The following is a 26,464-nucleotide window of genomic DNA, read 5'->3' as shown; positions in this document are numbered from 1 at the left end:
AAAATATTAGAACTTTTTTACTAATCTTTCTAATAATAACCTTACCATTAAAAATATTTGCATTTTCTTTACTTGGAGATCCTGTAAAAGTACCTAATGAAAAAGAATTTATTATATATGGTAAACAAATTGAGAAAGAGTCTCTTCCTAATACAAAGAATGCTGATATCGATACTACATTACTTGTTTATAACATACAGACTCAAGTATCAAAATCAACCCAAATGTTTTATGTTAAAGATGACCAGTTACATAATTTCAAAAATAGTTCATGGGCTATACCAGTTTCAAAAATGCTTACAGTAGCTACCTTTGAATATATTTTAGATAATAATATTGTTAATAATTTAGCTTTCCAAAATATTAATATCCGCCAAGATTTTACACTATCTGGTACAACCCCTTATGGACCTGTTTTAGATTTAGATCATAATCAATTTTTCTTTTATATAACTTTTTATCTAAAAAATGAGAAAACGGGTAAAGCTGTTATCAAAACAATAAAATATAACCACAAAATTACTAGTAATGATGTTAGTGCTCATAGATATGCAGAACTAACAAATATAGCTCTAGCAAATATTCTAGCTGAACTAAGACCTTGGTTAATTGAAAACCTTAAAAAACAAAAAAATCATAATACAAAAACTCTAAAATCAGACCCTCCTAGTTTGTTTAATATAACGACTAAACAATAAAGCTAGCTACTAAACCTATTAATCCTCCAAATACTCCTCCCCAAACAACAAGCCAACCTAAATGTTCACGAATAATTTTTTGAACTATTTCCTTTATCATTTGTGGAGTTAGCTCTTCTAAACGCATATCTATTAATTTTTCTATTTTTTCACTAGCTTTTTCTGAAATAGTATTACTATCTATTTTTAACCCATCAACTAGCTCTAGAATCTTTGTATCTAGTTTTTTTATGAAAGGTTCTCTTAAACCTTCTAAAGCATCTCTACCTCCTAGAAACATATCTATCATAGAACCATATTTACTAGTCATTAACATATCAACAAAACTATCAAAAACTTTATTTAAATCTATTTTTGAAGTTACTATATTTCCTATATATTTTTTAATTTCATCACTAGCTAAAAATTTATTTAAATTTTCTGGAGAGAAAAACTGCTCCATAATCATATCCTTTATAGTCCTTTTAAAACTTTCAAATTTATTTGGGATAATCCCAGAACCATATAAGAAGGGAATCTTTTCAAATAGCATGTATATAGCAAGCCAATTAGTCAGTGCCCCAGATAAAGCATAAAAACCAATATTTTGAATATGCTTATCTGCTAAAAACCATCCAAGTAATGCTAAAAGTAAAGCAATCAAGTTAGTTATAAAGCTTTTATTAAATATTTTCATATTTTCCTACTTTTTGATTAGTTTAAAATTTATAATAAAGGATAAATATTTTAACAAATTTTAATTTTATGAGAACTATTAGAGGTTTTTTTGCTGAAATTTCACAGAATACAAAAAATCTTTCAATATCTGGAGAATATTATAACTATTTCAAAAATGTTCTTAGACTTAAAAAAAACGATATAGTTGAATTATTTAATAACTTAGATAGTGTCCAATACCAAGCAAGAATATTTGATATAAATAATAAAAATATCGAACTTGAGGTAATTTCTTCAAAAGAAATAAAAAATGAAAATAGTTACAATATAAACTTATACCAATCACTTATTAAGAATGAGAATTTTGAACTTGTTATTCAAAAAGCTACTGAGCTAGGAGTAAATAACATATATCCTATTATCACAGAATATACAAATCACAAGTTTGATAAAAAAGGCTTTGATAAAAAATTAGAAAGATGGAATAAGATAGCCATATCTGCAACAGAACAGTGTGCCCGTGTTTTTATTCCAAAAATACATACTCCTATAAACCTACCTGATATAAGTATAAATACAGATGTCTTGAATCTCACACTCTGCCCATATTCTAAAACTATAGAAAATTTTGAATCTTACGTAAAAAACTCGAATGATTTTAATATCTTTATTGGACCAGAAGGTGGATTTAGCGAAACTGAAATGAATCATTTTAGAAAAAATAATTTTTTCATGATAAACCTTGGAAAAAGAATACTCAAAGCAGAAACAGCTCCTATAAATATAATTTCTATAATCAACTTTCTCAAATAATTAACCTTGCAAATAAATAATCCTAGTGATTAAATTATTTTTTTAAATGTTAAGAAAGTTTTTTATGCAAAAAAGTTATAGAACCTTATCTGCTCCTTTCTGGGTTGTTTGGGGTATAGAGTTTTGGGAAAGATTTGGCTTTTATGGGTTTCAAGCAATTATTGCTTTATATTTTACTCAGAATCTAGGTTTTAGCGAAAAACAAACTATCTATCTTATGGGTTCATTTTTTGCATTTACTTTTGGATTTATATGGGTTGGTGGTTTAATTGGTGATAAAGTCTTAGGTGCTAAGAGAACTATAGCTATTGGTGCTACTATACTAGGACTATCGTATCTTAGCTTTACTTTTTGTGATAAAGAATCAATATACTACATTTTTTCTGGAATTATAGTTGGTAATGCCTTTTTTAAAGCAAATCCATCATCTTTAGTGTCAAAAATGTTTGATAAGGGAGATGGTCGACTTAATAGTGCTATGACTCTTTATTACTTAGCCATTAGTATGGGAGGATTAACCTCTATGGCTTTAACACCTATCATTTCGCAAGTTTATGGCTATACTGAAGCATTTATAATATGTGGCTTTGGATTATTCCTCGGCTTATTTGGTTTTTTATTTTTTTATAGAAAAATGCAAAACCTCGATACTGAACCAGGTAAAAACTCAATAAGTAAGAAAGCTTTAGTTTATACATTACTTGGCTTAATAATTGCTTTTGTTATGATCGCAAACATTTTATCAAATACAACACTATGTATTAGTTTAACCTCATTTGTTGTAACAATAGCAACTATATATTTTTTATATATTGCTTTACAACTAAAGCCCTCTGAAAGAAATAAAATGCTGGTTGCTTTTATATTAATAATTGAGGCTATATTTTTTTATTCTTTATATTTCCAAATGCCTACGACTTTAACATTTTTTGCACAGCATAATGTTTCTTTAAATATTTTAGGTTGGCATGTTCCTGCTACACAATATCAATTCCTAGTCCCCTTTTGGATTATAGTATTCTCTCCTATTCTGGCATTTGTGTATAAAAGAGTCAAAATTTCTTATGTGACTAGCTTTTGTATTGGGATGGCTCTAATGTTTATGTCATATCTTACATTATATTGTTCAAAGTATTTTGCAGTAGCATATATTGTTTCTGGGAATTGGTTAATCCTTTCTTATGCTTTTACATCATTAGCTGAGTTATTAATAATTGGACTTGGATTAGCAATGGTTGCTGAACTATGCCCTAGTTTCATATCAGGTTTTGTTATGGGGTTTTGGTTTTTAGCAACAATGATTGCTTCATACACAGCATCATTTATTGGCTCATTCATAGCATTACCAAAGAATATGGCTAACATAACTAAACAACAAAGTTTAGCTTTATATACTAGCGTATTTGGATACATTACTATTAGTATACTAATAATAACTATTATAATGTTTGCTCTTGCTTCTATATTAAACAAACATATTAAATAACTGAAATTAAGAAAAGAGAAGTTTAATCTTTATCCAAATATATATTCCAATATTATTTCAATAAGATATTTTTTTGCTAAAATAACTTTTAATATCTAATTTTATTTTTTATCATGAGTAAGTTTTCTAAAAAGACTTGGTTGTCTAACTATCCTGAGAATACACCTAAAGATATAGAGCCGAATATATATACACTTTTAGAATTATATGAAAAGGCAATACTTCAGTACCCTTATCGAGATGCTGTATCTTGCCACGATGTTAACCTATCTTTCACACAACTTGATGATCTAGCGACTAAAGTAGCTAGTTTTCTACAAAATGATCTAGGTGTTGAAAAAGGTGATAGAGTTGCGATAGTTTTACCAAACTGTCTACAGTTTACTGTTAGTATATTTGCGTGTATTAAGATAGGAGCTGTATTTGTTAACACTAACCCTCTTTACAAAGCTGATGAACTAGAGGCTATTTTTAACAACTGTAATGTGAAAGTAGCAATTGTTATGGATATGTTTGCTCACCATATTCAAAAAGCTCGAATAAGAATTAGCTCTTTAGAGAATGTTCTTGTGACAAATATCGCTGACTTATATCCATTCCCTAAAAAACAAGTTATAGGACTAGTGTCAAAGCATCTAATAAAAGATAAACCTAAATATAATAAAAATACATTTATCCAATTTACAAAAGCTCTAAAAGCAGATAAAAGACTATATAAAAAACCAAATATTTCTAAAGAAAATATTTTATGTTTACAATACTCTAGTGGTACTACAGGTCAGCCTAAAGGTGCAATTCTGACTCATGATAATGTTGCTTCAAATATTCAGCAAGTTTGGGCATGGATTAATCATGATATGAATGTTTTTGAGCAAGTTCTTATTACAGCTCTGCCTCTTTATCATATATTCTCACTCAGTGCTAACTTATTTTGTTTCTTTTTTGCTGGTGCTAAAAATATCTTGATTCCAAATGCTCGAGATATTAAAGATCTAATTAAAACAATGTCAAAAAATGAATTTACTATTTTTAATGGTTTGAACACCCTTTATATGGCTATGTTAGAGCATCCTGATTTTGACAAAATAAATAAAACTAGATACCAGTATTCTTTAAGTGGCGGAATGCCTATATCACGTAAAATATATTTACGATGGCTAGATAGAACTGGTGTAGAACTTAAAGAAGGTTATGGAATGACTGAAATGTCTCCTGCAATATCTTTGAATAAATTTAATGAGTCTGAAGAAGATTACTTTGGTACATGTGGCTACCCTATTCCAGGTACTGAGTTAAGCATTAGAGATATAAATACTTCTCAAGAGATCGACGAATGTTTTAAAGAAGGAGAAATTTGGCTTAAAGGTCCTCAAAGATGTCAAGGATTCTGGAATGATGAAAAAAACAATGAATTATACTTTTCTGAAGATGGCTGGTTGAAAACTGGAGATATTGGCTATATTGACAAAAAAGGACGTCTAACTATCTCTGATAGAATTAAAAATATGATTATCGTATCTGGATTTAATGTCTATCCTCGTGAAATAGAAATATGTATTTTAAAACTAGAAGATATCAAAGAAGTTGCTGTCACAGGTGTAGAGTCAAAAACATCAGGAGAAAGAGCTATTGCATTTATTTCTCTAGAAAAAGATTCTAAATTAACTGAAAAAGATATTATTGCTCACTGTAGAGAAAAACTAGCAAGTTATAAAGTTCCAAAGACTTGTATCTTTGTAAGCACTTTACCTAAAAATAATACTGGAAAAATTGATATCAAAAAACTTAAAAACGATTTTCTATAAATTAATTTTCTTTATTTGAAAAATACTGCTTAGGTGTCTTTCCAAAAGCTCTTCTAAACATCGCAATAAAATTACTAGATGATGCATAACCTAAAGAGTCTGAAACCTCAGTAACAGGTATATCTTGTGCTAACATATCTAGACCATGAGCTAATTGAGCTTGTTGACGCCAACGCGAGAAACTAAGTCCAGTTTCTGTTAAAAAAGCCCTTCTTAAAGTTCGTGGTGACATAGCTCCAAATGATGCCCATTGCTCTAAACTCTTATTAAGAGATGGATTATCAATTATCGCATTTGCAACTTTTATTAACCTATTTGATTTTGGCATTGGTAAATGTAGAGCTTCTTCTGGAGCTCTCCTAATTTCGTTACAAATTATAGTTGCAATATATTCTTGTTCTTCATTCAAGGTTTGTTGCTTATCCCACTCAACAGCTCTTAAAGCTAATGCTCTAAGCACCATACTCATAGGGATAACACGAGAAGTATCTGGTAAAGTCTCACAAATACTTGGTAATATAAAAATTACCCAACCACGAACAATACCACTAATACGTATTTTATGTGAAGTATTTGGAGGCACCCAGCCAGCTCTATTAGACGGTAAAACCCATGATCCATTTGGCGTACTCACATGAACTAAACCACTTTCTACACAGAATATTTTTCCACGTAAATGATGGTGCCAATCAGTCTCTTTAGTATTTATCTGATTCTCGCTTTCTGGGGAGTTTCCTCCCTTTATTGCAACAATTGATGGACCATCTAACCAGTCCCCTAAAGAGAATATTTCTGCATCAGAATAACTTTGGCCACTTTTCAATATTTTTTGTCCCTATAATGTTATGATACCTTGCTTAAATTGTGCAATAATTCTAAAATAATTTAAACACCTAAAATATTTTTATTCTCTCTACTTAAAATTTAGTAAGTAGTGCGAGTTGTGTTTTTATAAAAATTTTAAGAATACTTTCAATTATGCAAACAAATATAACTAATACAACAGGATTCTGGAGCCAAAAAAGATCTATAGTTGCAATAGCTATAAGCTTACTTGCTCTAGCTGAGATTGTTGACTTAACTATTGTTGCAGTTGCAATACCTCAGATTATGGGGGCAATTGGTGCAAACGTCGAAACAATAGCTGATGTTACTACAGTATATATTGTTACCGCAGCGATTTTTATTTTACTCTCAGGGCTTGTAATTGAAAAATATGGTATTAAGCGTGTTGCCTTAATCTCTTCAGTTATCTTTGGTGTTTCATCGATAATGTGTGGATTATCAACATCTTTGACAGAGATGATTATCTTTAGAGCTTTTCAAGGTTTAGGTGGAGCATTTTTGCCTTCTGTTGCCCAAACCTATATTTCGACTAGCTTTAAGAATGAAGAATATAATAAGATGATGACTGTATATAGTATGGTTATCGTTATGGGACCTATCGTTGGACCTGTTTTAGGTGGTGCGATTTGTGAAAACATGTCATGGGAGTGGATATTTTATGTAAACGTTCCCCTTTGCCTAATAGCATTTGTCATAATTGCCTTTATGATGGAAACAACTAAAATAAAGAAGATCAAAATAGACTATATCAGCTTTGGATTTATGGCTATTGGTGTAGGCTGCTTAGAGTTTTTCATAGATAATGGTAATACAGATGGCTGGTTTGACTCTATTAAAATAATAATCTTACTTGCTATATCAGTAGTTTCTCTAGGATTTTTCATATGGCGCGGATTGATTTACTCATCTGTTGTTAAATTTAGAATCTTTAGAAATATGAACTTTGTCATAGCTTGTTTTTTATGCTTTATGTTTGTACTTTTATTCTCAGCTGCAATGGCATACCTGCCGACAATGCTACAGCAAGTATATGGCTACCCTGTTGATTTGGCTGGCTATATTACAGCCCCTAGGGGTATCGCAGCTGTTATTGGTGCTGGTCTAACTCAAGCGTTTTTAGTAAAAAAGCTAGGGGTTAGAAAAACAATTAGTTTAGGAATGATCGTATTTGGAATATCTTGTTTAATGCAGGCTAACTTCTCTGCTACTGCAAGTGAATTTGATATTATTTTAACAACTGCTATTCAAGGCTTTGGAATGATGATGTTCTTTATTCCTTTTATGAGTGTACTCGTCGTTGGGGTTGCTGATGAAGATATGGGTGATATGTCTGGATCATTTAACTTCTTTAGAAACTTTGGAAGCTCTGTTGGTACAGCTTTTGTTGCAACGTTCATATCAAGAAATCAACAAACAACATACCAAGAACTATCTCAAAATATATCTTCACTTAACCAAAATTTTCAATCTTGGGCTCATACCTTACCTATGCCTGAGTCATCTACTGTTGCTATTGCAAAACAGCAGATTTTACATCAAAGTAGTTTATTAAGCTACATTAATTCATTTTATGTTGTAGGTATAATGAGTCTAATTTTGGCTATTGTACCATTTTTATTAAAAGAACCACCTAAAGATGCTCCTGTTCCAGTAATGCATTAAAATTATTATAGGATTAATTAGAATGTCAGAAGAAAATTTACAACAAAACCAAGTAGAAAACACAAAGAAAGAATCTAAGTTTTCTCCTAAAAAAATAATTATCGGCTGTATAGTTATAGTTTTAGTAGCACTAGGCATATATGGATACTATAAGTATAATAAAATTTTCCCAAGCACAGATAATGCTTATGTAAGTGCTGATGTTATTAGAATATCACCTAAAGTTGGCGGGTATATTGAGAAAGTATATGTGCAAAATAACCAATTTGTACATAAAGGAGATAAACTAGTCCAGATTGATCCAAATGATTATCAGCTACAAGTATCTCAAGCTAACTCAAAAGTTATCCAAGCGAAAGGCCAACTATTTGTAGCTCAAGAACAAGTTGGCTTTGCAAAATCTAACTTAGTTAAAGCAAAAGCTTCTTTAGATACCGCTGAAAAGATGGCAAATAGATATGTTAAGCTATATAAAGAAGATGCTGGATCATTACAAGATGCTCAAAAATATATTGATCAAAAAATTCAAGCTGAAAAAGCAAAAGATCAAGCTGCATCATCTTTAAAACAAGCATTAATACAAGTAGAAATAGCAAAAGCTCAAGTTGGTGCTGCTAAGGCTAATTATGATAATGCTAATTTAAATCTTGGCTACACTACTCTTAGAGCTCCTGATGATGGCTATGTTTCAAATATGAAGTTATATAAGGGACAGCTTGTTTCACCAGGGCAATCATTATTTGGTTTTATTGATAATCAAAAATGGTGGATTGATGCTAACTTTAAAGAAACAGACCTAAATAGAATCAAGCCAGGACAAGAGGTTGAAGTTGAGCTAGATATGTATAATCATTCTTATCAAGGTAAGGTTGATAGTATTAGTTATGCAACTGGATCAGTATTTTCACTACTTCCTCCAGAGAATGCGACAGGAAACTGGGTAAAAGTTACACAACGCTTCCCAGTAAAAATTGCGATTAAAAATGATCCTAGCTTCCCACTTAGAGTTGGTGCAAGTGCAACTGTAAAAATAGATACATTATAGGCAGACAAATATGATTAAAAAAAATATATTTCGTACAGCCCTAGTTGCTACTATACTAATAACTTCTAGCTGTAGCTTTTTCAACCCAAAATATGAAAAGCCAAAAGTAAAAGCCCCTGCTCTTTGGAATAGCCAAAGTAAAGCTGCTGGTGAAATAAGTAAAAACTGGGACTTAACACAGATCGCCTGGTGGCGCAAGTATGATGATCCAACATTAAACAACCTTGTTACAACCGCATTAAAAGATAATAATAAGATTCAAGTTAGCATTGGTAATGTTTTACAAGCTCAAGCTGAGATTAATAAAGCTGACTATGGTTGGTTACCTACAGCGAGTGTTGGTGGTGGAGGCTTTATTGCCCAAACATTTGATACTAATTCCAGTGTAAGTGTCCCAAATGTAAATCCACCAAGCTCATCTTTATTTGGGGGATCTCTTGCTGGTGTAATTCCAAGTTACACAATAAACATTGTTAGAGAATTCCAATTGGGTAAAATAGCTAGATTTAGTGAAAAATCTCAAAGAGATGTTTTAAATGCAACTCGTTTGACAATTATCACTCAAGTTACAGGAGCATACTTCTCTTTAATAACAGCAAAAGAACAGTTAATACTACAGAAGCAACTTGTTGATAAGATGCAAAAGTTATACTACTATGCTGAGCGTCAACATCAACTTGGTGCAAGTTCTCCTTTAGTACCTGAGTTAATCAAACAACAGTTAGAAGCTCAAAAAGGAAAAGTTGCTACAATACAAAATGATATTACTCATTTTAATAACACTCTTAAAATTTTAACAGGTAGAAATCCAGGGCAAATTAATACAACAAGAACTCTTGATCAAATTAATGCTAACATCAAGAATCCTGTAAATTTACCTTCACAAGTTTTAGAAAATCGTCCTGATATAGCTATTGCAGAATATAAGTTAAAAATTGCTAATGCTAATATTGGTCTAGCAAGATCACAATTCTTCCCAAGTATTGATCTTACTGGAACATTTGGTAACGCTACTTTAGCTCTTGGACAGCTTGCTACTTTCAATGCATGGGCATGGGCTGCTGAAGCTGTTGCAGCTGTACCGATATTTAACCTAAGTATTTTAGCAGATAGTGATAAAGCTAAATCTCAATTCTATCAGGCATATTACGATTATATTAATACTTTACAAAAAGCATTTGAGGACGTTGATAATAACTTATCACAAAGAGCTGCTGATACGAAAAACTATAACAAACAAATGTTGTCACTAGAATCAACTAGAAAGCAAGAACAAATCCTTAGAAGAAAATATCAGTTAGGTGCAATTAGCAAGGCTCAATATCTTGGAATTTATCTAAATGTTCTTAATCAGCAAATGCAGGCTAATCAAGCTAAATTAAAATCATTAATTAGCGTTTCAAATCTATATCAATCTCTAGGTGCTGGATATAATGTTGATAACTATGACAAACCTCATATGGATAACCCTGCTTTCTCTAAATAAAACAACATCTTATAAATGGTTATATTCAAATAGTGATATAATAAATTCTATAATATGAAATCTAATTATAATTCCAATGACAGATTGTGAATTTACACTTAAAAAAGCTGGTAGAATAGCTAGACTTACAAATAAGACATTTCAATTTGATAGTCATATATCAACAGGTTTTTACTCAGCAAAATACTTTATAAAAACCCAAAAAATACTAGAAAACTCTAAAGATCTTGTTTTAATGCAGTTTTTCCAACGCCATGATAAAGTTGTACTCTGTGGTATTGATGAATCACTAGCTTTGATTAAAAAATTTGCTCTAAATTATGATGACTTAGAGATAAAAGCTCTTAATGATGGTGATGAAATCTCTGCATTTGAACCAGTACTAACAATAAAGGGAAAGTATAAAAATTTTGGATTTCTTGAAGGAATAATTGACGGTATCTTAGCAAGAAGAACAAGTATAGCCACAAATGCATATAGATACACAGAACTACTAAAAAAAGATCAAGAAATAATATTTATGGGAGACCGTGAAGATATTTATCTGACTCAACCTGGAGATGGCTATGCTGCGAATATTGGAGGAATCACGAAAGTTGCTACAGATGCTATGGGCGCATGGACTGGTCAACTAGGTATAGGAACTATGCCTCATGCACTAATACAAAGCTTTGGTGGAAGTCTTATAAATGCTTGCCAAGCATATATTGATACATTTCCTGAAGAACCACTTATTGCTTTAGTTGACTATAATAATGATGTTATTACTGATTCGCTTGCTGTAGCAAGAAAATTTACCAATAAACTATTTGCTGTTAGAGTCGATACATCCCCAAATATAACTGACAAATATTTCTTAAATAATCCTCTGCTACTAAAAAACTGTGATTATAGTGGTGTAAACCCAGAGCTTATAAAAGCTTTACGAAAGTCTTTTGATGCCGAAGGGTTCCAACATGTCAAAATTATTGCATCAGGAAACTTTGACTATAATAAAGTAAAAAAATTTAATGACGAAAATACACCTGTAGATATATTTGGTATTGGAAGCACTTTATTAAAAATAAACATTGGCTTTACAGGTGACTGTGTTGAGCTAAATAATAATCCTCAAGCTAAAGTAGGTAGAAAGAAAATTGACTCGGATAGATTAAATTTAGTAAATTAAATAAAGGATATGAAATGAATATTGTGAAGAATTTCGAAGTAAGTGATTATTCAAAGAAAATTACAAAATGGCTAAAAGAAAGTTGCCTAAACTACCCTGCTGAAGGTTTTGTAATCGGTATAAGTGGTGGTATAGATTCAGCAGTAGCTGCTTCATTAGCTGCCAAAACAGACCTTCCTGTAACAGCACTAATAATGCCCTCAAAAAATAATCAAGACCAAGATATGCATGATGCCATAGCGCTTATAAATAAATTAAATATTCCTCATCATATAGTTCCTATTCAACCTGTTTATGAAACATTTTTAGACTCTACACAAGCTTTTACAAATTCTGATAACAATCGTCAGCATGTAATTAAAGGTAATGCTCAAGCACGTTTTAGAATGATGTATTTATATGCTTATGCCCAGCAAAATAATCGCATTGTTATTGGTACAGATAACGCTTGTGAATGGTATATGGGATACTTTACAAAATTTGGTGATGGTGCAGCAGATATTCTTCCATTAGTTAACCTCAAAAAATCTCAAGTTTTTGAGCTTGGTAAATATCTAGAAGTTCCTCAAAACATTTTAGATAAAGCTCCTTCTGCTGGATTATGGCAAGGTCAAACTGATGAAGATGAAATGGGAGTTACATATTCTGAAATTGATAATTTCTTAGATGGTAAAGAAGTCTCTGAACAAGCTTTAGAAAGGATAAGCTTTTGGCATAATCGCAGCCATCATAAAAGGACATCTGCCCTTACACCGAAATTTGATAAATAGTACAATCTAACTCTCAACTCGAATATTATTAAAATTTTAATGGAATAAACTCTTTATGAATAAACTCTTTGGTAACGAATTTACATCATACAAAGTAGAACTAATTGCAGGACTATCAACCTTCTTAACAATGATTTATATTATCATCGTTAATACAAAAATCTTAAGTCAAACAGGTATGCCTGCTAATGCTATAGTAACTAGTACAGTCATGATTTCTGCTTTATCTTCAATCGCTATGGGATTGTATGCTAAAAATCCATATGCAGTAGCCCCAGCAATGGGTATGAATGTCTTTTTTGCATACACTATTGTTGATATTTGGCATATCCCTTGGCAAACAGCTTTAGGAACAGTTTTTTGGTCTGGAGTAATCTTTGCACTGTTAGCAATCTTTAATGTCCGAGCTAAAATCTTAGATGCAATCCCTGTTGGCGTAAAAAATGGTATAGGTGCAGGTATTGGTGTTTTTGTTGCTTTAGTTGGCTTTTACAATGCTGGGTTTATTGAAAAATCACCGTCTTCTCTCTTAGAGATAGCACCAATCTCTGTTCATACAGGAATTTTCATAATTTGTCTATTTTTACTAATTATCCTAACGTGTAGAAAAGTTAAAACAGCAATGCTTATTATGATATTTGTTGGATGCTTGTTATCCTTACCTTTTGGTAGAGTTATAGGTACAGAAACTGTTATGGAGATTCCTAAACACTTCTTTTCTATGCCTGACTTTTCTCTATTTTTCTCTATAGATTGGCTTGGGAGTTTAAAGATAGCGACTATACCAGCAATCTTTTCCTTTTTATTTATAAATATCTTTGATAGTACTGGAACTATTGTAGGCTTAGCTAGTGTAGCTAATACTCTAGATGAAGATGGTAATCCTATTAGAATGAGAGAGTCTTTACTTGTAGATTCTTTTTCATCTTTATTTTCTGGATTATTTGGTACATCCCCATCTTCTGTATACGTTGAGTCTGCGGTTGGGATTTCTATAGGTGGTAAAAGCGGCCTAGTCGCAATAACTGTAGGAGTATTATTTTTACCATTTTTATTCTTATCACCTGTTGTAGAAATGGTACCTATGTTTGTTGTTGCTCCAGCATTAGTTATTATTGGTAGCCATATGCTTTCTTCTGTTAGATTTATAGAGTGGGATGATCTTTCTCAGACTATACCAGCATTTTTAACTATTGTACTAATGCCACTAACTTTGTCTATTTCTCAAGGCATCATATGGGGAATGCTAAGCTGGTTAGTAATATCTTTAGCCACAAAGAAATATAATTTTAATATAATTACTTTAGCAATCTGTTTTTGTTGTTTTTTAATGATGTGTGAATCAATGAGTATTTTCTAAGCAGATAGTAATATCTTATTAAAAGATAACCATTTATGTTTTTCTATAGCATATATTAACTATGGATACTATCCTATAACTTATCTATACTTTAAATATCTTATTAAAGAATTAAATAAAATGAAGATTAATATAAATGATATTAAAGAGCTAGAAAACTTTAAAAAGGGAGTTTCAAAGAGACTCCTAGCTAGAGATGAAGATAGAAATTTTCAAATAGATACCCACGGGTAAACCCGTGGTGCTTTGTCTACGACCGCATAGATTTTATTCGTTTAGATCCTTCTGCTAAGTTGAGTAAACATATCCACCCTGATATAGAATGGGTATATGTCATAAAAGGATCAATGACTGATGAAAGAGGAAGTTTTAAGGCTGGAGATTTCTTTATCAATCCTATTGAATCAGAGCATTCTGTAACCTCTGGTCCCGATGGTTGTAATATACTATGCTGTTGGTGTGGAGAAATAAAACTTCTTTAAAATTAGTTATTTCTTACTAATCATACCATTTAAATTTTCTCTATATATATTTGCTCTAGTTCTAATCTCATAAAGCATAAATGTTAACTTATCACGAGTCCATGGTTGGCCTGAATATTTATCATAAGTATCTGGTAATTTATAACCTTTTGGAGCAAATGCTTTTATACCCAAAGCTTGGGATGTTCTTACCGCTCTTAATTCATGCTCTTTAAAAGCAATTACTACAGCTGTACCAAGATTATTTACTCCTTTTACTTCTTTTATTGCTTCTTTAGCAACGCCTTTGGTATCTAGGTATACTAAATTACCTTGACTATCAACTTTTGGATAAATAGTATGTAAATCTTTTTGTGGTATTCTATTACCGATTGCTTGAGCTATTTCCCACTGAGCATATACTGGAAGATGTGTTTTATTATAAATACTGATGACTAAATCAGCTAATTCATAATTCATTTTTCCTGGTTTTTGATTACCATTTTTAGCATATGCATTACCAAAAGAGAAAGCTAATATTGAGTTAGCTTTTGATATATCAATACTCTTAGCTTTCCATGTTAATACATCAGACATAATAAACTTAGTCAACTCCTGAGATACTTTTTTATCTCCTGTTTGCTCGTATAATCTTTTTTGTATAGCATTTGTTAGCTGATCTTGATTAATAGAATCACTTGCAAAACAGCCAACGACAATAAACATGCCCAATAGCAAACCTGCTAAAATCTTTCTCATAGGAATAAACCTCCTCTATTTGTTAAATTCTTTAATTAAAATAACTACTCTCTTACTAAGCATCTAAAAAGAATAAGCAAGATATTAATCATCTAATTATATGCTATACGCTAGTGTAGAAATATTAAATATAGACCAAAAATAGTATTTTAATTTTTGATAGTTTAAATGAACCAGTTAACCAGCATAAACCTTGTCAATTAACTTATTTGTTCTTGCTGAGATTTCTGCTGATGATAGAGTATGGTTTTTATTATCTAAAATTGAATTAACAACATCTTCAACCATATCGATAGAAACATTTTTTGGATGTTTTAAAGAAATACTTTGTGTTTGAGATTCTGTCTCAATTTTTATAGGTCCTTCTCCGAACATGGAAAAACTAATCTTACCTTTATCTCCAACGATTTCTATATTGTCATAATTAGTATAACTACTAAAATTCCAAATACCTGTCCCTACGACACCATTTTCAAAAGAAAAGCTAATAGCAACACTATCTTCGACTGGATACTTATTAATTTGATTTGTCACCTGTGACTCTACATCAACTATCTTACCTAAAAGATAATCTAAAATATCTAAGGTATGACAACCAACGTCCATAAATAAACCACCTCCAGAAATCTCTTTGATAACATGCCATGGTAAGTTTTCTGGATCTTGGTATCTTTTTTCAAAAGGATCATAAAGTACAGAATTTACAAAACGTGGATTACCTATTACTTTCTCATCATGTATTAATGATCTTATCTTTTGATACCTTGGTAATGACCTTTTATAATACGCCACATATAATGGCACATTGTTCTCTTTACAAGCAGCTATCATCTCTAAGCATTCTTGATAGTTCATTGCCATTGGCTTTTCGACATACACAGCTTTACCAGCGTTTGCTGCTTTTATAGTATATTCTTTGTGAGAGGACGGTGGTGTCGCGATATAGATAGCATTAACATCAGCATCATTAATCAAATCATCAGCATTATCATAATATTTCGGTACATTATGTCTTTTTGCATAATCTTTAGCTAATTCAATATCTCTTCTCATAACAGCTACTAGCTTAGAGCCTTTAACTTTATAAAAAGCTGGTCCGCTTTTAACTTCAGTCACTTTACCACAACCGATAATTCCCCACCGCACTTCCTTCATTACATTACTTCTCCTTTGTTTCAAATGCGCTATTTATAAACTGCTGATGTAATTGGTAAAACCTTTCTACCTCAGGATGTTGCTCTTTTTCAATGATATGATCTTGTAATAATTTTTCAACTCTGGCCGACAAACTATTTAGATATTCTGGTGTAAACTCATGATGATTTATCACACAAAAATTAAATGTTGGATCATACTTATTCGAATGATAACCCAAATGAACAACCATTCGATCAGATTTTAATGTTCCTGCATAACCTTTATGTAGAGCATTATTATTATAAAAAGCTGCTTCTCCAGGTTTTAACACTACCTTTTCAGCATTTGGTAAATCTTTATACTTAACATCTGCTATCACTTTTGAATCACCGAAGATCTTTTTCTCCTCTTCAGTAAATTCACGATTATGAGAACCTTTAATAAACCAAAGATTCTCATCATGATTTAAAGCTATATTTATTTGCACATTATTATGATGATAGCCTTTTGTAAACCAAAAATCATCTATCTCATCTTCCGGCACATGTAGTAAATCCCTATGCCAACCTTGAACATACTCTATGCCTTTTTCGCCATAAAAAAGCGAAGCTCCTCCAATGACAGGCTCTCCACCCTCTAGTAATTTTGAGCAGGCTTCTAGAATATCTTTATTTGCAGCAACTTCTTGTAAAGCATCTACTCTATTTCTTGGTTGTAAGAATTGAATATTTGCCATTTTTTTTTCTTTCTTAACATACTCAGGAATAAAAGAATCATAAACAGCTTTTTTAAGCTTCTCTACTTGTTCTTCAGAAAAAAGTTTTTTTATAACAACACCTTCTTCTTTAAATTTAATTACATCTTCATTAGTTATAAACATTAAATTCCCCCTTATGCTTTATATAGGTTATCTTCAATATCTTCTAGAGATAAATTACCAGTTTCAGGAATATTCTTTCTAACAAGAATATGATATATCAATGCAGAAATAGCACTTATAACAAATAATCCCGCAAAACCAATATGCGCTGATAAAGGTAAAAATAAAGAGCCATATAAGAAAGACATTCCAGAGTTTAAGAATAAAGCAATGGACATCCCTACACTTCTCATCTTATTTGGAAGAGGCTCTGATAACAAAGCCCAAATACACACACCAGGACCTACTGCATAACCTATGATAAATACACATAAAAGAATTAACATACAGTAGCCTTTTAGTGAGCTAGCACCTAGAGAGTAATAACAAATTGCCATTAAAGCTAACGCTAAAAACACTACAAAGGTTCCAAATAAAACTAAAGGTCTTCTTCCAGCATAATCAATCAAACATAAAGCCACAATAGTGACTACAAAGTTAATTAGCATTATTGCAGTAGAACTAAATACCGCTGTTGTTGAAGCTGTCAAACCAGACTGGACTAACAAGCTTGCACTATACTGTAAAAATGTATTAATCCCAGTTAACTGCTGAAGCATAGCAATTAAAGCTACAGATACAAAAAGTACCACTACTCTTTTATCTTTAAATCCTGCTAAAAAATCCTTAAATGTTGCTCCTGCACCAATACTTTTTTTTATCTTTTCATACTCATACTCAACTATATTTTCATTATATATCTTACGTAAATTAGCTTTTGCTTTCTCAGCTTTTCCTTTCATAAATAACCATCTAGATGATGTAGGTAGAAATATCAATCCTCCAATTAAAAGAATAATTGCAGGTACCATAGATGTTCCAAACATATCTCTCCAGTGGCCATTACTAGGAAACCATTTAGTAAATTCATATCCTACATAACCAGCACCCACAATACCAAGTGTAAGCATTAGCTGAAATAGCGCAATACCTTTACCTCTAAGATTTTCTGGCATAACTTCTACTATATACAAAGGAATTACTATAGTAACAATACCAACAGCTATACCTTGCACTAATCTACCAATTAATAAACTATCATAACCATGTGCATTCATAATAATAAATGTACTTAAAATAAAGATCACACAAGATATTAAAATAGAAACTTTTCTACCAATAATATCTGACACCTTACCTGCAAATAAAGTAGCTAAAGCGCCCCTCCTAAAACGGAGCCTAAAAGTAAAGACTCTTGCCCATGAGACATTATTATTTCTTTATTTATAAAAATGACTGCTGCATTCATTACACCTAAATCATAGCCATATAAGATCCCACCTAAGGCTCCTAAAATCATTATAATATAAACATATCCTTTTGTTTGTTTCATAGATACTCCACCTTCTTAATGTTATTTTAAATAAAACTTAATAATTTTAGTCTACCAAGTATATTTACTAAATAAGTAGCTTTATACAGCTATTTTTTGTTTTTTTATTATTTGTTTTATGAGTATGACCCCCTCTTTAAAAGGTATAGTTTGTAGTTATCTTGAGATATTTATTGGCTTGCCAATTACTCCAATATTCTAATAAAATTGCTAATTATCTATATAAATATGATCTTAACTTTAATAAGATAAATTTAGGAAAAATTTGTAAAATACTGAATGCTAAACAAAACACCTTTACTGACTGATAGGTTTGAATTAGAACCTCTTAAACAAGAACATGCAAGGAAAATATTTAATTTATTACAAGATAAACAGATATATGATTATATAGATGACACACCGCCATCTTCTCTAGATAAATTAGAAATCAAATATAAACAGCGAGAAAAACAAATATCTCCAGATAATAAATATATTTGGTTAAACTGGATAATCAAATGTAAGAAATCAGAAAAATATATTGGATATGTCCAAGCAACTATCCCTATTTTAGAAAAAACAGCTATTTTAGGATATGTTATTTTTCCAGCTTATTGGAGAAAGGGAATTGCTACAGAAACCGTAAATTGTGTTATAACAGAGCTATTTAAAACTTATAAAGTCATAGAAATAAAAGCTTCTATAGGTAAAAGAAATATAGCGTCAATCGCATTAATTAAACGTCTAGGTTTTCTAGAAGGTGGTAAAGAATGTTATTTTCTCAGAAATAACTATTAAAGATAAAAGTTATGATTAATTATTCAAAGAAGCTCTTAGCATAGTCTTTTACATTATCAAACCAAGATTTACTTTTTGGCGAATGCTTACTTTGATAATCTTCACCTAAACTATCAGCAAATTTTTCTAAAAGTTCTTTTTGTTCAGCATTTAGATTTACAGGTGTTTCCACTACTACCTTACAAAGTAAATCTCCTCTTCTATGACCTCTTAGAGATTTCATACCTTTCTCTCTTAAACGGAAAACTTTACCTGTTTGAGTTTCTGGAATAACTTTTAATACAACCTCACCATCTAATGTTGGAACCTTAATTTCTCCACCAAGACAAGCTTTAGTAAAGCTTATCGGCATCTCACAGTAAAGGTTCATTTCTCTTCTTTCAAAGATTTTGTGATCTTTGATTAAGATCTGGACATAAAGGTCACCATTCATGCTGCCATTAGATCCGGAATCTCCTTCACCATGTAATCTGATTCTATCTCCGTTATCAACACCTTCTGGTATTTTAACTTTTAGAGTTTTTTGCTTCTTAACCTTACCATTTCCATAACATGCATCACATGGGTCTGAAATATTAGATCCAGAACCGTTACAAGCTGGACAAGTTTGCTCAAAAGCAAAAAAGCCTTGCTGTCTTCTGATTGTACCTTGACCATGACATGCGTGACAAGTTGTCTTGCTCTTAGATTTTGATCCAGTACCTTCACAAGTATCACAAGCAGCCATTCTTGGTATAGTTATCTCTTTTTCTACACCAAAGAATGCCTCTTCTAATGATATCTCTAGTGTATATTCTAGATCACTACCTCTAGATGCTCTAGATCTCCCAGCACCGCCACGAGAAGCACCCCCACCAAAGAAAGTGTCAAAGATATCTTCAAACCCACCAAAACCACCAGCACCTGCTCCAGCACCACCTTGTTGGTTAACACCTGCATGACCAAACTGATCATATCTTGATCTTTTTTGATCATCGCTTAATATTTCATAAGCTTCAGAGACTTCTTTGAATTTAAGCTCAGCTTCTTTATCATCAGGATTACGATCTGGGTGATATTTCATTGCAAGCTTTCTATAAGCTCTTTTGATCTCAACGCCCGAAGCTGTCTTTGATACATTTAGAATTTCATAGTAACATTTCTGTTGCATTTTAATTAACCTAAAATTTTGGAACGTATAATTATAACAAAAAGATAAGTGTGGATAAACCACACTTTAGTGATTACTTTAAAGAATTATTTATTTTTTCTCGTCTTCAACATCTTCAAAATCAGCATCAACGACGTCTTCATCCTTCTTAGGCTCTTCAGCTTGAGCTCCACCTTGAGCACCTGCTGCTTGATCTGCATATGCTTTTTGAGCTATTGGAGCAAAAGCTTCTTCTAAGGCTTTAGTTTTAGCTTCGATCGCATCTTTGTCATCACCTTTAACTACTGATTCTAGATCTTTACAAGCTTCTTCAATTTTATCTTTTTCTTCAGCTGTTACTTTATCACCTAGCTCTCCAATTGCTTTTCTAGAGCTATGAATTAAGTTATCAGCAGTATTTCTAGCACCTACAAGATCATGGAACTTCTTATCTGCTTCAGCGTTAGCTTCTGCATCTTGCACCATTTTCTCGATATCTTCTTCAGATATACCACTAGAAGATTTAATTACAATATTTTGCTCTTTACCAGTAGCTTTATCCTTAGCAGATACATTTAAGATACCGTTTGCATCTATATCAAATGTTACCTCGATTTGTGGCATACCACGAGGAGCTGGTGGGATATCTGCTAAATCAAATCGACCTAAAGATTTGTTTGCAGAAGCCATTTCACGCTCACCTTGAAGTACATGAATAGTTACCGCAGGTTGGTTATCTTCAGCTGTAGAGAATACTTGTGACTTCTTAGTAGGGATAGTCGTATTTCTCTCGATAAGCTTAGTCATAACACCACCCATTGTCTCAATACCTAGAGAAAGTGGAGTTACATCTAGTAAAAGTACATCTTTAACATCACCCGCTAATACGCCACCTTGAATAGCTGCACCTACTGCTACAGCTTCATCAGGGTTTACATCTTTACGTGGCTCTTTACCAAAGAACTCTTTTACTTTCTCTTGCACTAGAGGCATACGAGTTTGTCCACCTACTAATAGTACTTCTGTGATATCAGATTTGCTTAAACCAGCATCTTCTAAAGCTTTTTTACAAGGCTCTAAAGATCTAGCAACTAAATCACCAACTAAAGACTCAAACTTAGCTCTAGTTATCTTGATGTTTAAATGCTTAGGCCCTGTAGCATCAGCTGTAATATATGGTAGATTTACATCTGTTTGGCTTGCAGATGATAATTCTACTTTAGCCTTTTCTGCTGCTTCTCTAACTCTTTGTAGAGCTAACTTATCATTATGAAGATCTATACCTTGCTCTTTTTTGAACTCGTCAATTAAATAGTCCATTAAAGCTAAATCGAAATCTTCACCACCTAAGAAAGTATCACCATTTGTTGATAATACTTCGATTTGGTTATCACCATCAACATCAGCAATTTCAATAATTGAGATATCAAATGTACCACCACCTAAGTCATAAACTGCTACAGTTTGCTCACCTTTTTTAGAGTCAACACCATAAGCTAATGCTGCAGCTGTAGGCTCGTTGATGATTCTTTTAACATCAAGACCAGCGATCTTACCAGCATCTTTTGTAGCTTGTCTTTGGCTATCGTTAAAGTAAGCAGGTACTGTAATTACAGCTTCAGAAACTGTTTCACCTAAAAACTCTTCTGCAGTTTTTTTCATCTTTCTTAAGATTTCAGCAGATACTTGAGGTGGAGCCATTTTCTTACCTTCTTTAGTAGCAACCCAAGCATCACCATTATCAGCTTTAACTACTGCATAAGGAACTTTCTTTTTGATATCATCTTGTACTGCTTTGTCATCATACTTACGACCAATAAGTCTCTTGATAGCAAAGAAAGTATTATCAGGGTTTGTTACAGCCTGTCTTTTAGCTGATTGACCTACTAAGATTTCGCCACCATCAGCATATGCTACAACTGAAGGAGTAGTTCTGTGACCTTCAGCATTTTCAATAACTTTAGCATTCTTACCATCCATGATAGCAAGACAAGAGTTAGTAGTTCCTAAATCTATTCCTATTATTTTTCCCATTTGTTTCTCCTGTTTTATAATTTATTTATTTTAAAATTAAGTAATTTTCAAAACCATCTAGCTAATAGATGGATGTAGTTTATTTTTTTTCAAGAACTTTTTTAATTTTTTACAACAACAACTTTTGCCGCTCTAACTACTCGACCATTTAATAGATACCCTTTTTGGAAAACTTCAAAAACAGTATTATCTTCTAACTCAGGGTTTGGTATCATAGCCATAGCTTCATGAATATTTGGATCGAACTTCTCCCCTTTTGGATCAAGCTCTTCTAAACCATTGTTTTTTAAGATATCAAAAAGCATTTTAGCTGTAAGCTCAATACCTTCTTTCATAGCTATAGCTTCTTCAAGTTTCACCTCATGCTTTAGAGCTTGATCGATACTATCTGTTACAGGCAAAAGCTCTTTAACAAATTTCTCTATACCAAACTTACGTGCATTAGAAACCTCTTTTTCTGCTCTTCTGCGAACATTTTCCATCTCTGCTCTAGCTCTTAGAGCCTCATCTTTCATAGCATCACAAGTTTCTTCAAGTTCTTTTATAGCATCTTTTGATCTTTCTAGTTGTTCTTCTACAGATAACTCCTCAACAGCATTGTTAGAAACTTCCTCTTGTGCTTCTGCTTCATTTTTTAGGTTTTTATCTTCTACATTACTTTTTTCATCTTTACTCATAAAACAACCTTTTACTTTTAGTTCTGTTAATACTACAATTTGTTAGATGTTTTATAGATTGTGATTATTTCGATATTTTCAAGAAATTATTATCGTTTTTTTTAATATGAGTATTAAACAAACAATGAAGGCCTTTAAAAAGATAAATATTATTTTACTTACTTTAGTAGTATCAAGCTGTGCAAATTTTGCTAATAAGGAAAATATTAAAGAAAAACCCACAAATATTGCTACAGCTAAAAAACCGGTTATTAAAAAGCAAAAGAAAATAAATGTTGCTGATTATTTTGCAGACAAATATTCAGACAAAATCACATATAAACAATCTACTTTTAAAAATCTAAAAAACTGGAATAATGCTAATCAACTAAAATCTCTTGATGCTCTAAAGTTATCATGTAGCAAAATACTTGAAGAAAAAAAACCAGAGTATAAAAGTTGGTTTAACATCTGTAACAAAGTAGAGAAAACTAATTTTAAAAAATCTAAGCAAGCAAGATTATTTTTTGAAAAGAACTTCACCCCATTTCAAATAATTATAAAAGATAAAAATAAAGATACTGGAATTTTCACTGGATATTACGAACCTACAATGAAAGGAAGTCTAGTAAAAACATTACAATATGATGTTCCAATTTATAAAACTCCAAGTAATCTAGTCAAAAAGTCAAATGGTGATGATAGTTTCTCTTATGGCATATATAATAAAGATGGCAAGCTAGTACCATACTATTCAAGAGAGCAAATATCTGATGGTAACCTATTTACTAATAAAGATGTACTTGTTTGGGTAAAATCAAAAGTAGATCGTACATTCTTACAGATCCAAGGTTCTGGAAGGATACAAACGAGTAGTGGAGATATACTTCTAGGATATGATAGTCAAAATGGACATCCTTATAGACCAATAGGTAGATACCTACTTGAGCATAACTACATGACTGCAAAAGAAATGTCTATGCAATCAATAAAAGAGTGGCTTGATAACCATAAAGATAAAGTTGATGAGGTACTAAATTATGATCCCTCATTTGTCTTTTTTAGATATATTGATTATAAAAATGCTGTAGGAGCTCAAGATGTTGAACTAACACCTGGCTACTCTTTGGCTGTTGATCATATATACTACCCATATGGTATACCAATGTGGTTAGAGACAGACTATTATAAAGAAAATCATAATGATACAGTTCCTCTTGATAGATTAATGATTGCTCAAGATACTGGGGGCGCTATTCGTGGTGCTATTCGTGGAGATGTTTTTTGGGGGCATGGCAAGCAAGCAGAGTTCAATGCTGGGCATATGAATAATAGAGGTAAATTATGGGTCTTATTACCAAATGAGTAAAATTAATACAGTAATTATCGGTGGTGGAATATCAGGAATTAGCTTTTCAAAAAAGCTAAATGATTTAGGTATCGAAAATCTCATAATCGAGAAAAATAAAAATGGTGGTTGTATCGATACTCAAAAATATGAAGATTTTTGGTTTGAGATGGGAGCTCACACGATATACAATTCTTACTCTGATACGATAAATTTTATAAAATCAAACAATCTTACAGATAGCATTATTACTCGTAAAAAGCATCCTTTTTTATTAGTTAAACCAAACAATCAAATTGAAAGTATCTTCAAAAACTTAAACTTTTTTAGCCTTGCGTATAACTATATTAAAAACAGAAAAATATCTAAAAATGATAAAACTGTAAAACAGTACACCTCAAAGCTTTTTGGCAAAGACAATTACGATAATACATTAAAATATTGTTTTAATGCGGTACTTTCTCAAGATAGCCAAGACTTCCCTATGGAATATCTCTTTAAAAAATACGATAGAGATACAAGTATCCCAAGAAGCTTTACATTAAAAGATGGACTTTCGAGTATAATAGAAAACTCACAGCTAAACTCTGTTAAGGGTAATGTTTTAAAAATTTCTTATGAAGATAACCAATGGTTAGTCACTACAGATAAAGCTAGTTATACCGCCCAAAGAGTTTGTTTAGCAACTCCATGGAATGTAACGAAAGAACTTTTAATAGAAATATTGCCTAACATAGCTAAGCATAAATATTCACCAACAATGTCTGAACTTACAAGTATTGGAATAGTCGTTGACAAAATTAGACTTAGTCATATTAAGAACTTAGCCGGCTTGATTGGTAAAGAACAATTCTTCTTTTCTGCCGTTTCTAGAGATGTTGTTGATGATCCTAATTATAGAGCTATAGTTTTTCATTGTCATACTAATGCCACTACAGAGGAACTAATTGAAAAAATCACTAAACTTCTAAAAATAGATCAATCTGATATTCTACACTCATATCAAAAAACTAACTTACTACCCTGCTACCATAGTAATCACAGTATTTTCTTAGAAGATTTAGAAAATGAGCTTTCACAAATATCTGACTTATATATAACTGGAAACTTCTTCGATAGACTAGCTATTGAAAACTGTATTAGAAGGTCAAACAAAGAAGCTGACAGATTAGTTTCTAGTTAAGACTTGATCAAGAGTTTCTATATTTATCACCTTTTGATATCTCAAATCTACTTTAAATATTGCAAAAATATATTGAATGACTATTATAAAGTTAAGACACCTAATCAAAAAGGGGTACCATGAAAAAATTACTACTAATATTAGGTCTTTTAACTATTTCAAATTACTTATTTGCTTCAAATATAATCTATCAAGCAGGTACAATAACATCATTAACAAACGGTATATACTCTAGTGACACATCTCTAAAAGATTTAGAAAGTAAAGGTCAATATGGCCTTGGAACAATAGAGGGTGCTAAAGGTGAAATGATAATATTTAAAGATAAAGCTTACCTTAGCGATATTAGTGGCAAAGCAATACCTCTAAAAGGAAATATCACCGTTCCATTCGCGGATGTGTTTAGTTTCTCAAAACCACAAATAAGCACTAATTATAATAGTTTAACTATCTCAAAGATACTATCTATCATCAAAAACAAATTATATGGAGATAATTATTTTTATATAATTAAGATTACTGGAAAATTCTCAAAAATTCATGCTAGAACAATTCCACCAGCTCAAAAAGGATATACTTTAAGCCAGTGGATTACTAAAAATCAAAAATTCCATGATTTAAAAAATGTTGAAGGAACTCTTATAGGCATATATAGTCCGAAATATTTATCTAGTGTAGCAGTTCCAGGATTCCATTTTCATTTTATAACGAAAGATAACTCTCATGTTTATCATGTATATAGTTTTCAGTCAGCTCAAGTTAATGCTCAAATAGAAAAAGTAAATAACTTCCAAATTATACTTCCAGATACTAAAAAATATCAAAACACCAATATAGAGAATTTCAGCCACGATACAATTAGTAAAATGGAAGAAGGCAAATAAAAAATATTTGATAAATAATTTGCTTATCCACCATAGAAAATGTAT

Annotated in this window: 25 protein-coding genes; 15 read left to right on the top strand and 10 right to left on the bottom strand. The window is 31.6% G+C overall.

Annotation, left to right across the window (positions count from 1 at the left end; genetic code table 11):
* Positions 1-5 precede the first annotated feature (5 nt).
* Positions 6-698: a hypothetical protein gene (locus FIP56_RS03830; protein ID WP_192578845.1), complete on the top strand. Its 693-nt coding sequence runs from the start codon at positions 6-8 to the stop codon at positions 696-698.
* On the opposite strand, the gene FIP56_RS03825 is transcribed toward FIP56_RS03830, so the two are convergent.
* Positions 688-1,374 (bottom strand): DUF445 family protein, encoded by a 687-nt coding sequence (locus FIP56_RS03825; protein WP_192577637.1) that lies wholly within the window; start codon positions 1,372-1,374, stop codon positions 688-690. The genes FIP56_RS03830 and FIP56_RS03825 overlap by 11 nt on opposite strands.
* A gap of 68 nt (positions 1,375-1,442) precedes the next feature.
* Here FIP56_RS03825 and FIP56_RS03820 point away from each other — a divergent pair, with 68 nt between their 5' ends.
* From FIP56_RS03820 to FIP56_RS03810, 3 genes are all read left to right on the top strand, one after another.
* Positions 1,443-2,168: a 16S rRNA (uracil(1498)-N(3))-methyltransferase gene (locus tag FIP56_RS03820; protein ID WP_192577636.1), complete on the top strand. Its 726-nt coding sequence runs from the start codon at positions 1,443-1,445 to the stop codon at positions 2,166-2,168.
* Positions 2,169-2,232: 64 nt separating this feature from the next.
* Positions 2,233-3,654 carry an oligopeptide:H+ symporter gene (locus tag FIP56_RS03815; RefSeq protein ID WP_192577635.1) on the top strand — a complete coding sequence of 474 codons (1,422 nt, stop codon included), beginning with the start codon at positions 2,233-2,235 and terminating at the stop codon, positions 3,652-3,654.
* 113 nt (positions 3,655-3,767) lie between these two features.
* A complete protein-coding gene (locus FIP56_RS03810; protein WP_192577634.1) occupies positions 3,768-5,459 on the top strand; it encodes a long-chain fatty acid--CoA ligase in 1,692 nt (563 codons plus the stop codon).
* Between the two features lies 1 nt (position 5,460).
* Here the strand turns inward: FIP56_RS03810 and FIP56_RS03805 are convergent, their stop codons facing one another.
* Entirely contained in the window at positions 5,461-6,285 is an 825-nt protein-coding gene (locus FIP56_RS03805; protein WP_209451870.1) for a helix-turn-helix transcriptional regulator, read from the bottom strand.
* Between the two features lie 152 nt (positions 6,286-6,437).
* Here FIP56_RS03805 and FIP56_RS03800 point away from each other — a divergent pair, with 152 nt between their 5' ends.
* The 7 genes from FIP56_RS03800 (at position 6,438) to FIP56_RS10330 (ending at position 14,278) form a co-directional block, all read left to right on the top strand.
* Positions 6,438-7,967, top strand: a complete 1,530-nt coding sequence (locus FIP56_RS03800) for an MDR family MFS transporter (RefSeq protein WP_192577632.1) — start codon at positions 6,438-6,440, stop codon at positions 7,965-7,967.
* Between the two features lie 22 nt (positions 7,968-7,989).
* Complete coding sequence (locus FIP56_RS03795; protein ID WP_192577631.1) at positions 7,990-9,012, top strand: HlyD family secretion protein; 1,023 nt, start codon at positions 7,990-7,992, stop codon at positions 9,010-9,012.
* Between the two features lie 10 nt (positions 9,013-9,022).
* On the top strand, positions 9,023-10,498 hold the full coding sequence (locus FIP56_RS03790; protein ID WP_192577630.1) for a TolC family protein: 1,476 nt from the start codon (positions 9,023-9,025) through the stop codon (positions 10,496-10,498).
* Positions 10,499-10,574: 76 nt separating this feature from the next.
* Positions 10,575-11,666 carry a nicotinate phosphoribosyltransferase gene (locus FIP56_RS03785; RefSeq protein ID WP_192577629.1) on the top strand — a complete coding sequence of 364 codons (1,092 nt, stop codon included), beginning with the start codon at positions 10,575-10,577 and terminating at the stop codon, positions 11,664-11,666.
* 14 nt (positions 11,667-11,680) lie between these two features.
* Positions 11,681-12,436: an NAD(+) synthase gene (nadE, locus tag FIP56_RS03780; protein ID WP_192577628.1), complete on the top strand. Its 756-nt coding sequence runs from the start codon at positions 11,681-11,683 to the stop codon at positions 12,434-12,436.
* 55 nt (positions 12,437-12,491) lie between these two features.
* Positions 12,492-13,796, top strand: coding sequence for an NCS2 family permease (locus tag FIP56_RS03775; protein WP_192577627.1), 1,305 nt, complete (start codon positions 12,492-12,494; stop codon positions 13,794-13,796).
* Between the two features lie 293 nt (positions 13,797-14,089).
* The gene (locus FIP56_RS10330) at positions 14,090-14,278 is read left to right on the top strand and encodes a cupin domain-containing protein (RefSeq protein WP_245323093.1); all 189 of its coding nucleotides are present in this window, start codon (positions 14,090-14,092) and stop codon (positions 14,276-14,278) included.
* A 6-nt stretch (positions 14,279-14,284) separates the two neighbouring features.
* Here FIP56_RS10330 and FIP56_RS03765 read toward each other — a convergent pair whose 3' ends face one another.
* The 5 genes from FIP56_RS03765 to FIP56_RS03745 all read right to left on the bottom strand — a co-directional run bounded on the left by FIP56_RS03765 (position 14,285) and on the right by FIP56_RS03745 (position 18,405).
* On the bottom strand, positions 14,285-15,016 hold the full coding sequence (locus FIP56_RS03765; protein ID WP_209451857.1) for a hypothetical protein: 732 nt from the start codon (positions 15,014-15,016) through the stop codon (positions 14,285-14,287).
* A gap of 177 nt (positions 15,017-15,193) precedes the next feature.
* A complete protein-coding gene (locus tag FIP56_RS03760; protein ID WP_192577626.1) occupies positions 15,194-16,171 on the bottom strand; it encodes a Gfo/Idh/MocA family oxidoreductase in 978 nt (325 codons plus the stop codon).
* A 4-nt stretch (positions 16,172-16,175) separates the two neighbouring features.
* Positions 16,176-17,033 (bottom strand): phytanoyl-CoA dioxygenase family protein, encoded by an 858-nt coding sequence (locus FIP56_RS03755; RefSeq protein WP_192577625.1) that lies wholly within the window; start codon positions 17,031-17,033, stop codon positions 16,176-16,178.
* A gap of 11 nt (positions 17,034-17,044) precedes the next feature.
* Entirely contained in the window at positions 17,045-18,205 is a 1,161-nt protein-coding gene (locus FIP56_RS03750) for a sugar porter family MFS transporter (protein ID WP_192577624.1), read from the bottom strand.
* Between the two features lie 20 nt (positions 18,206-18,225).
* The gene (locus tag FIP56_RS03745) at positions 18,226-18,405 is read right to left on the bottom strand and encodes a sugar porter family MFS transporter (protein ID WP_192577623.1); all 180 of its coding nucleotides are present in this window, start codon (positions 18,403-18,405) and stop codon (positions 18,226-18,228) included.
* A gap of 279 nt (positions 18,406-18,684) precedes the next feature.
* On the opposite strand from FIP56_RS03745, the gene FIP56_RS03740 reads away from it, so the two are divergent.
* Positions 18,685-19,185, top strand: coding sequence for a GNAT family N-acetyltransferase (locus tag FIP56_RS03740; RefSeq protein WP_192577622.1), 501 nt, complete (start codon positions 18,685-18,687; stop codon positions 19,183-19,185).
* Positions 19,186-19,204: 19 nt separating this feature from the next.
* Here FIP56_RS03740 and dnaJ read toward each other — a convergent pair whose 3' ends face one another.
* The 3 genes from dnaJ to grpE form a co-directional block, all read right to left on the bottom strand.
* Positions 19,205-20,335, bottom strand: coding sequence for a molecular chaperone DnaJ (gene dnaJ, locus FIP56_RS03735; RefSeq protein WP_192577621.1), 1,131 nt, complete (start codon positions 20,333-20,335; stop codon positions 19,205-19,207).
* Between the two features lie 90 nt (positions 20,336-20,425).
* A complete protein-coding gene (gene dnaK / locus FIP56_RS03730; RefSeq protein WP_192577620.1) occupies positions 20,426-22,348 on the bottom strand; it encodes a molecular chaperone DnaK in 1,923 nt (640 codons plus the stop codon).
* A gap of 101 nt (positions 22,349-22,449) precedes the next feature.
* A complete protein-coding gene (grpE, locus tag FIP56_RS03725; protein ID WP_192577619.1) occupies positions 22,450-23,025 on the bottom strand; it encodes a nucleotide exchange factor GrpE in 576 nt (191 codons plus the stop codon).
* A gap of 91 nt (positions 23,026-23,116) precedes the next feature.
* Between grpE and FIP56_RS03720 the strand changes: the two genes are divergently transcribed.
* The 3 genes from FIP56_RS03720 to budA all read left to right on the top strand — a co-directional run bounded on the left by FIP56_RS03720 (position 23,117) and on the right by budA (position 26,419).
* Positions 23,117-24,373 (top strand): MltA domain-containing protein, encoded by a 1,257-nt coding sequence (locus FIP56_RS03720; RefSeq protein WP_245323103.1) that lies wholly within the window; start codon positions 23,117-23,119, stop codon positions 24,371-24,373.
* Positions 24,366-25,535: an NAD(P)-binding protein gene (locus FIP56_RS03715; protein ID WP_192577617.1), complete on the top strand. Its 1,170-nt coding sequence runs from the start codon at positions 24,366-24,368 to the stop codon at positions 25,533-25,535. The genes FIP56_RS03720 and FIP56_RS03715 overlap by 8 nt, the downstream gene beginning before the upstream one ends.
* Positions 25,536-25,654: 119 nt before the next feature.
* Positions 25,655-26,419, top strand: a complete 765-nt coding sequence (budA, locus tag FIP56_RS03710) for an acetolactate decarboxylase (protein WP_192577616.1) — start codon at positions 25,655-25,657, stop codon at positions 26,417-26,419.
* The last annotated feature ends 45 nt before the right edge of the window (positions 26,420-26,464 follow it).

Origin of the sequence: Francisella sp. LA112445 (genome assembly GCF_012224145.1) — a bacterium.
Lineage (GTDB): Bacteria > Pseudomonadota > Gammaproteobacteria > Francisellales > Francisellaceae > Francisella.
Note: the sequence above shows the minus strand (reverse complement) of the source record. Positions and strands in the feature narration are given on the sequence as shown.

Coding starts and splice junctions, on each gene's coding strand:
- FIP56_RS03810 (WP_192577634.1), top strand. CDS start 3,768: ATGAGTAAGTTTTCTAAAAAGACTTGGTTGTCTAACTATCCTGAGAAT.
- FIP56_RS03745 (WP_192577623.1), bottom strand. CDS start 18,405: ATGAAACAAACAAAAGGATATGTTTATATTATAATGATTTTAGGAGCC.
- FIP56_RS03795 (WP_192577631.1), top strand. CDS start 7,990: ATGTCAGAAGAAAATTTACAACAAAACCAAGTAGAAAACACAAAGAAA.
- FIP56_RS03825 (WP_192577637.1), bottom strand. CDS start 1,374: ATGAAAATATTTAATAAAAGCTTTATAACTAACTTGATTGCTTTACTT.
- FIP56_RS03715 (WP_192577617.1), top strand. CDS start 24,366: ATGAGTAAAATTAATACAGTAATTATCGGTGGTGGAATATCAGGAATT.
- budA (WP_192577616.1), top strand. CDS start 25,655: ATGAAAAAATTACTACTAATATTAGGTCTTTTAACTATTTCAAATTAC.
- FIP56_RS03760 (WP_192577626.1), bottom strand. CDS start 16,171: ATGAAGGAAGTGCGGTGGGGAATTATCGGTTGTGGTAAAGTGACTGAA.
- dnaK (WP_192577620.1), bottom strand. CDS start 22,348: ATGGGAAAAATAATAGGAATAGATTTAGGAACTACTAACTCTTGTCTT.
- FIP56_RS03790 (WP_192577630.1), top strand. CDS start 9,023: ATGATTAAAAAAAATATATTTCGTACAGCCCTAGTTGCTACTATACTA.
- FIP56_RS03800 (WP_192577632.1), top strand. CDS start 6,438: ATGCAAACAAATATAACTAATACAACAGGATTCTGGAGCCAAAAAAGA.
- FIP56_RS03775 (WP_192577627.1), top strand. CDS start 12,492: ATGAATAAACTCTTTGGTAACGAATTTACATCATACAAAGTAGAACTA.
- FIP56_RS03755 (WP_192577625.1), bottom strand. CDS start 17,033: ATGTTTATAACTAATGAAGATGTAATTAAATTTAAAGAAGAAGGTGTT.
- dnaJ (WP_192577621.1), bottom strand. CDS start 20,335: ATGCAACAGAAATGTTACTATGAAATTCTAAATGTATCAAAGACAGCT.
- grpE (WP_192577619.1), bottom strand. CDS start 23,025: ATGAGTAAAGATGAAAAAAGTAATGTAGAAGATAAAAACCTAAAAAAT.
- FIP56_RS03785 (WP_192577629.1), top strand. CDS start 10,575: ATGACAGATTGTGAATTTACACTTAAAAAAGCTGGTAGAATAGCTAGA.
- FIP56_RS03765 (WP_209451857.1), bottom strand. CDS start 15,016: ATGAGAAAGATTTTAGCAGGTTTGCTATTGGGCATGTTTATTGTCGTT.
- FIP56_RS03815 (WP_192577635.1), top strand. CDS start 2,233: ATGCAAAAAAGTTATAGAACCTTATCTGCTCCTTTCTGGGTTGTTTGG.
- FIP56_RS03820 (WP_192577636.1), top strand. CDS start 1,443: ATGAGAACTATTAGAGGTTTTTTTGCTGAAATTTCACAGAATACAAAA.
- FIP56_RS03740 (WP_192577622.1), top strand. CDS start 18,685: ATGCTAAACAAAACACCTTTACTGACTGATAGGTTTGAATTAGAACCT.
- nadE (WP_192577628.1), top strand. CDS start 11,681: ATGAATATTGTGAAGAATTTCGAAGTAAGTGATTATTCAAAGAAAATT.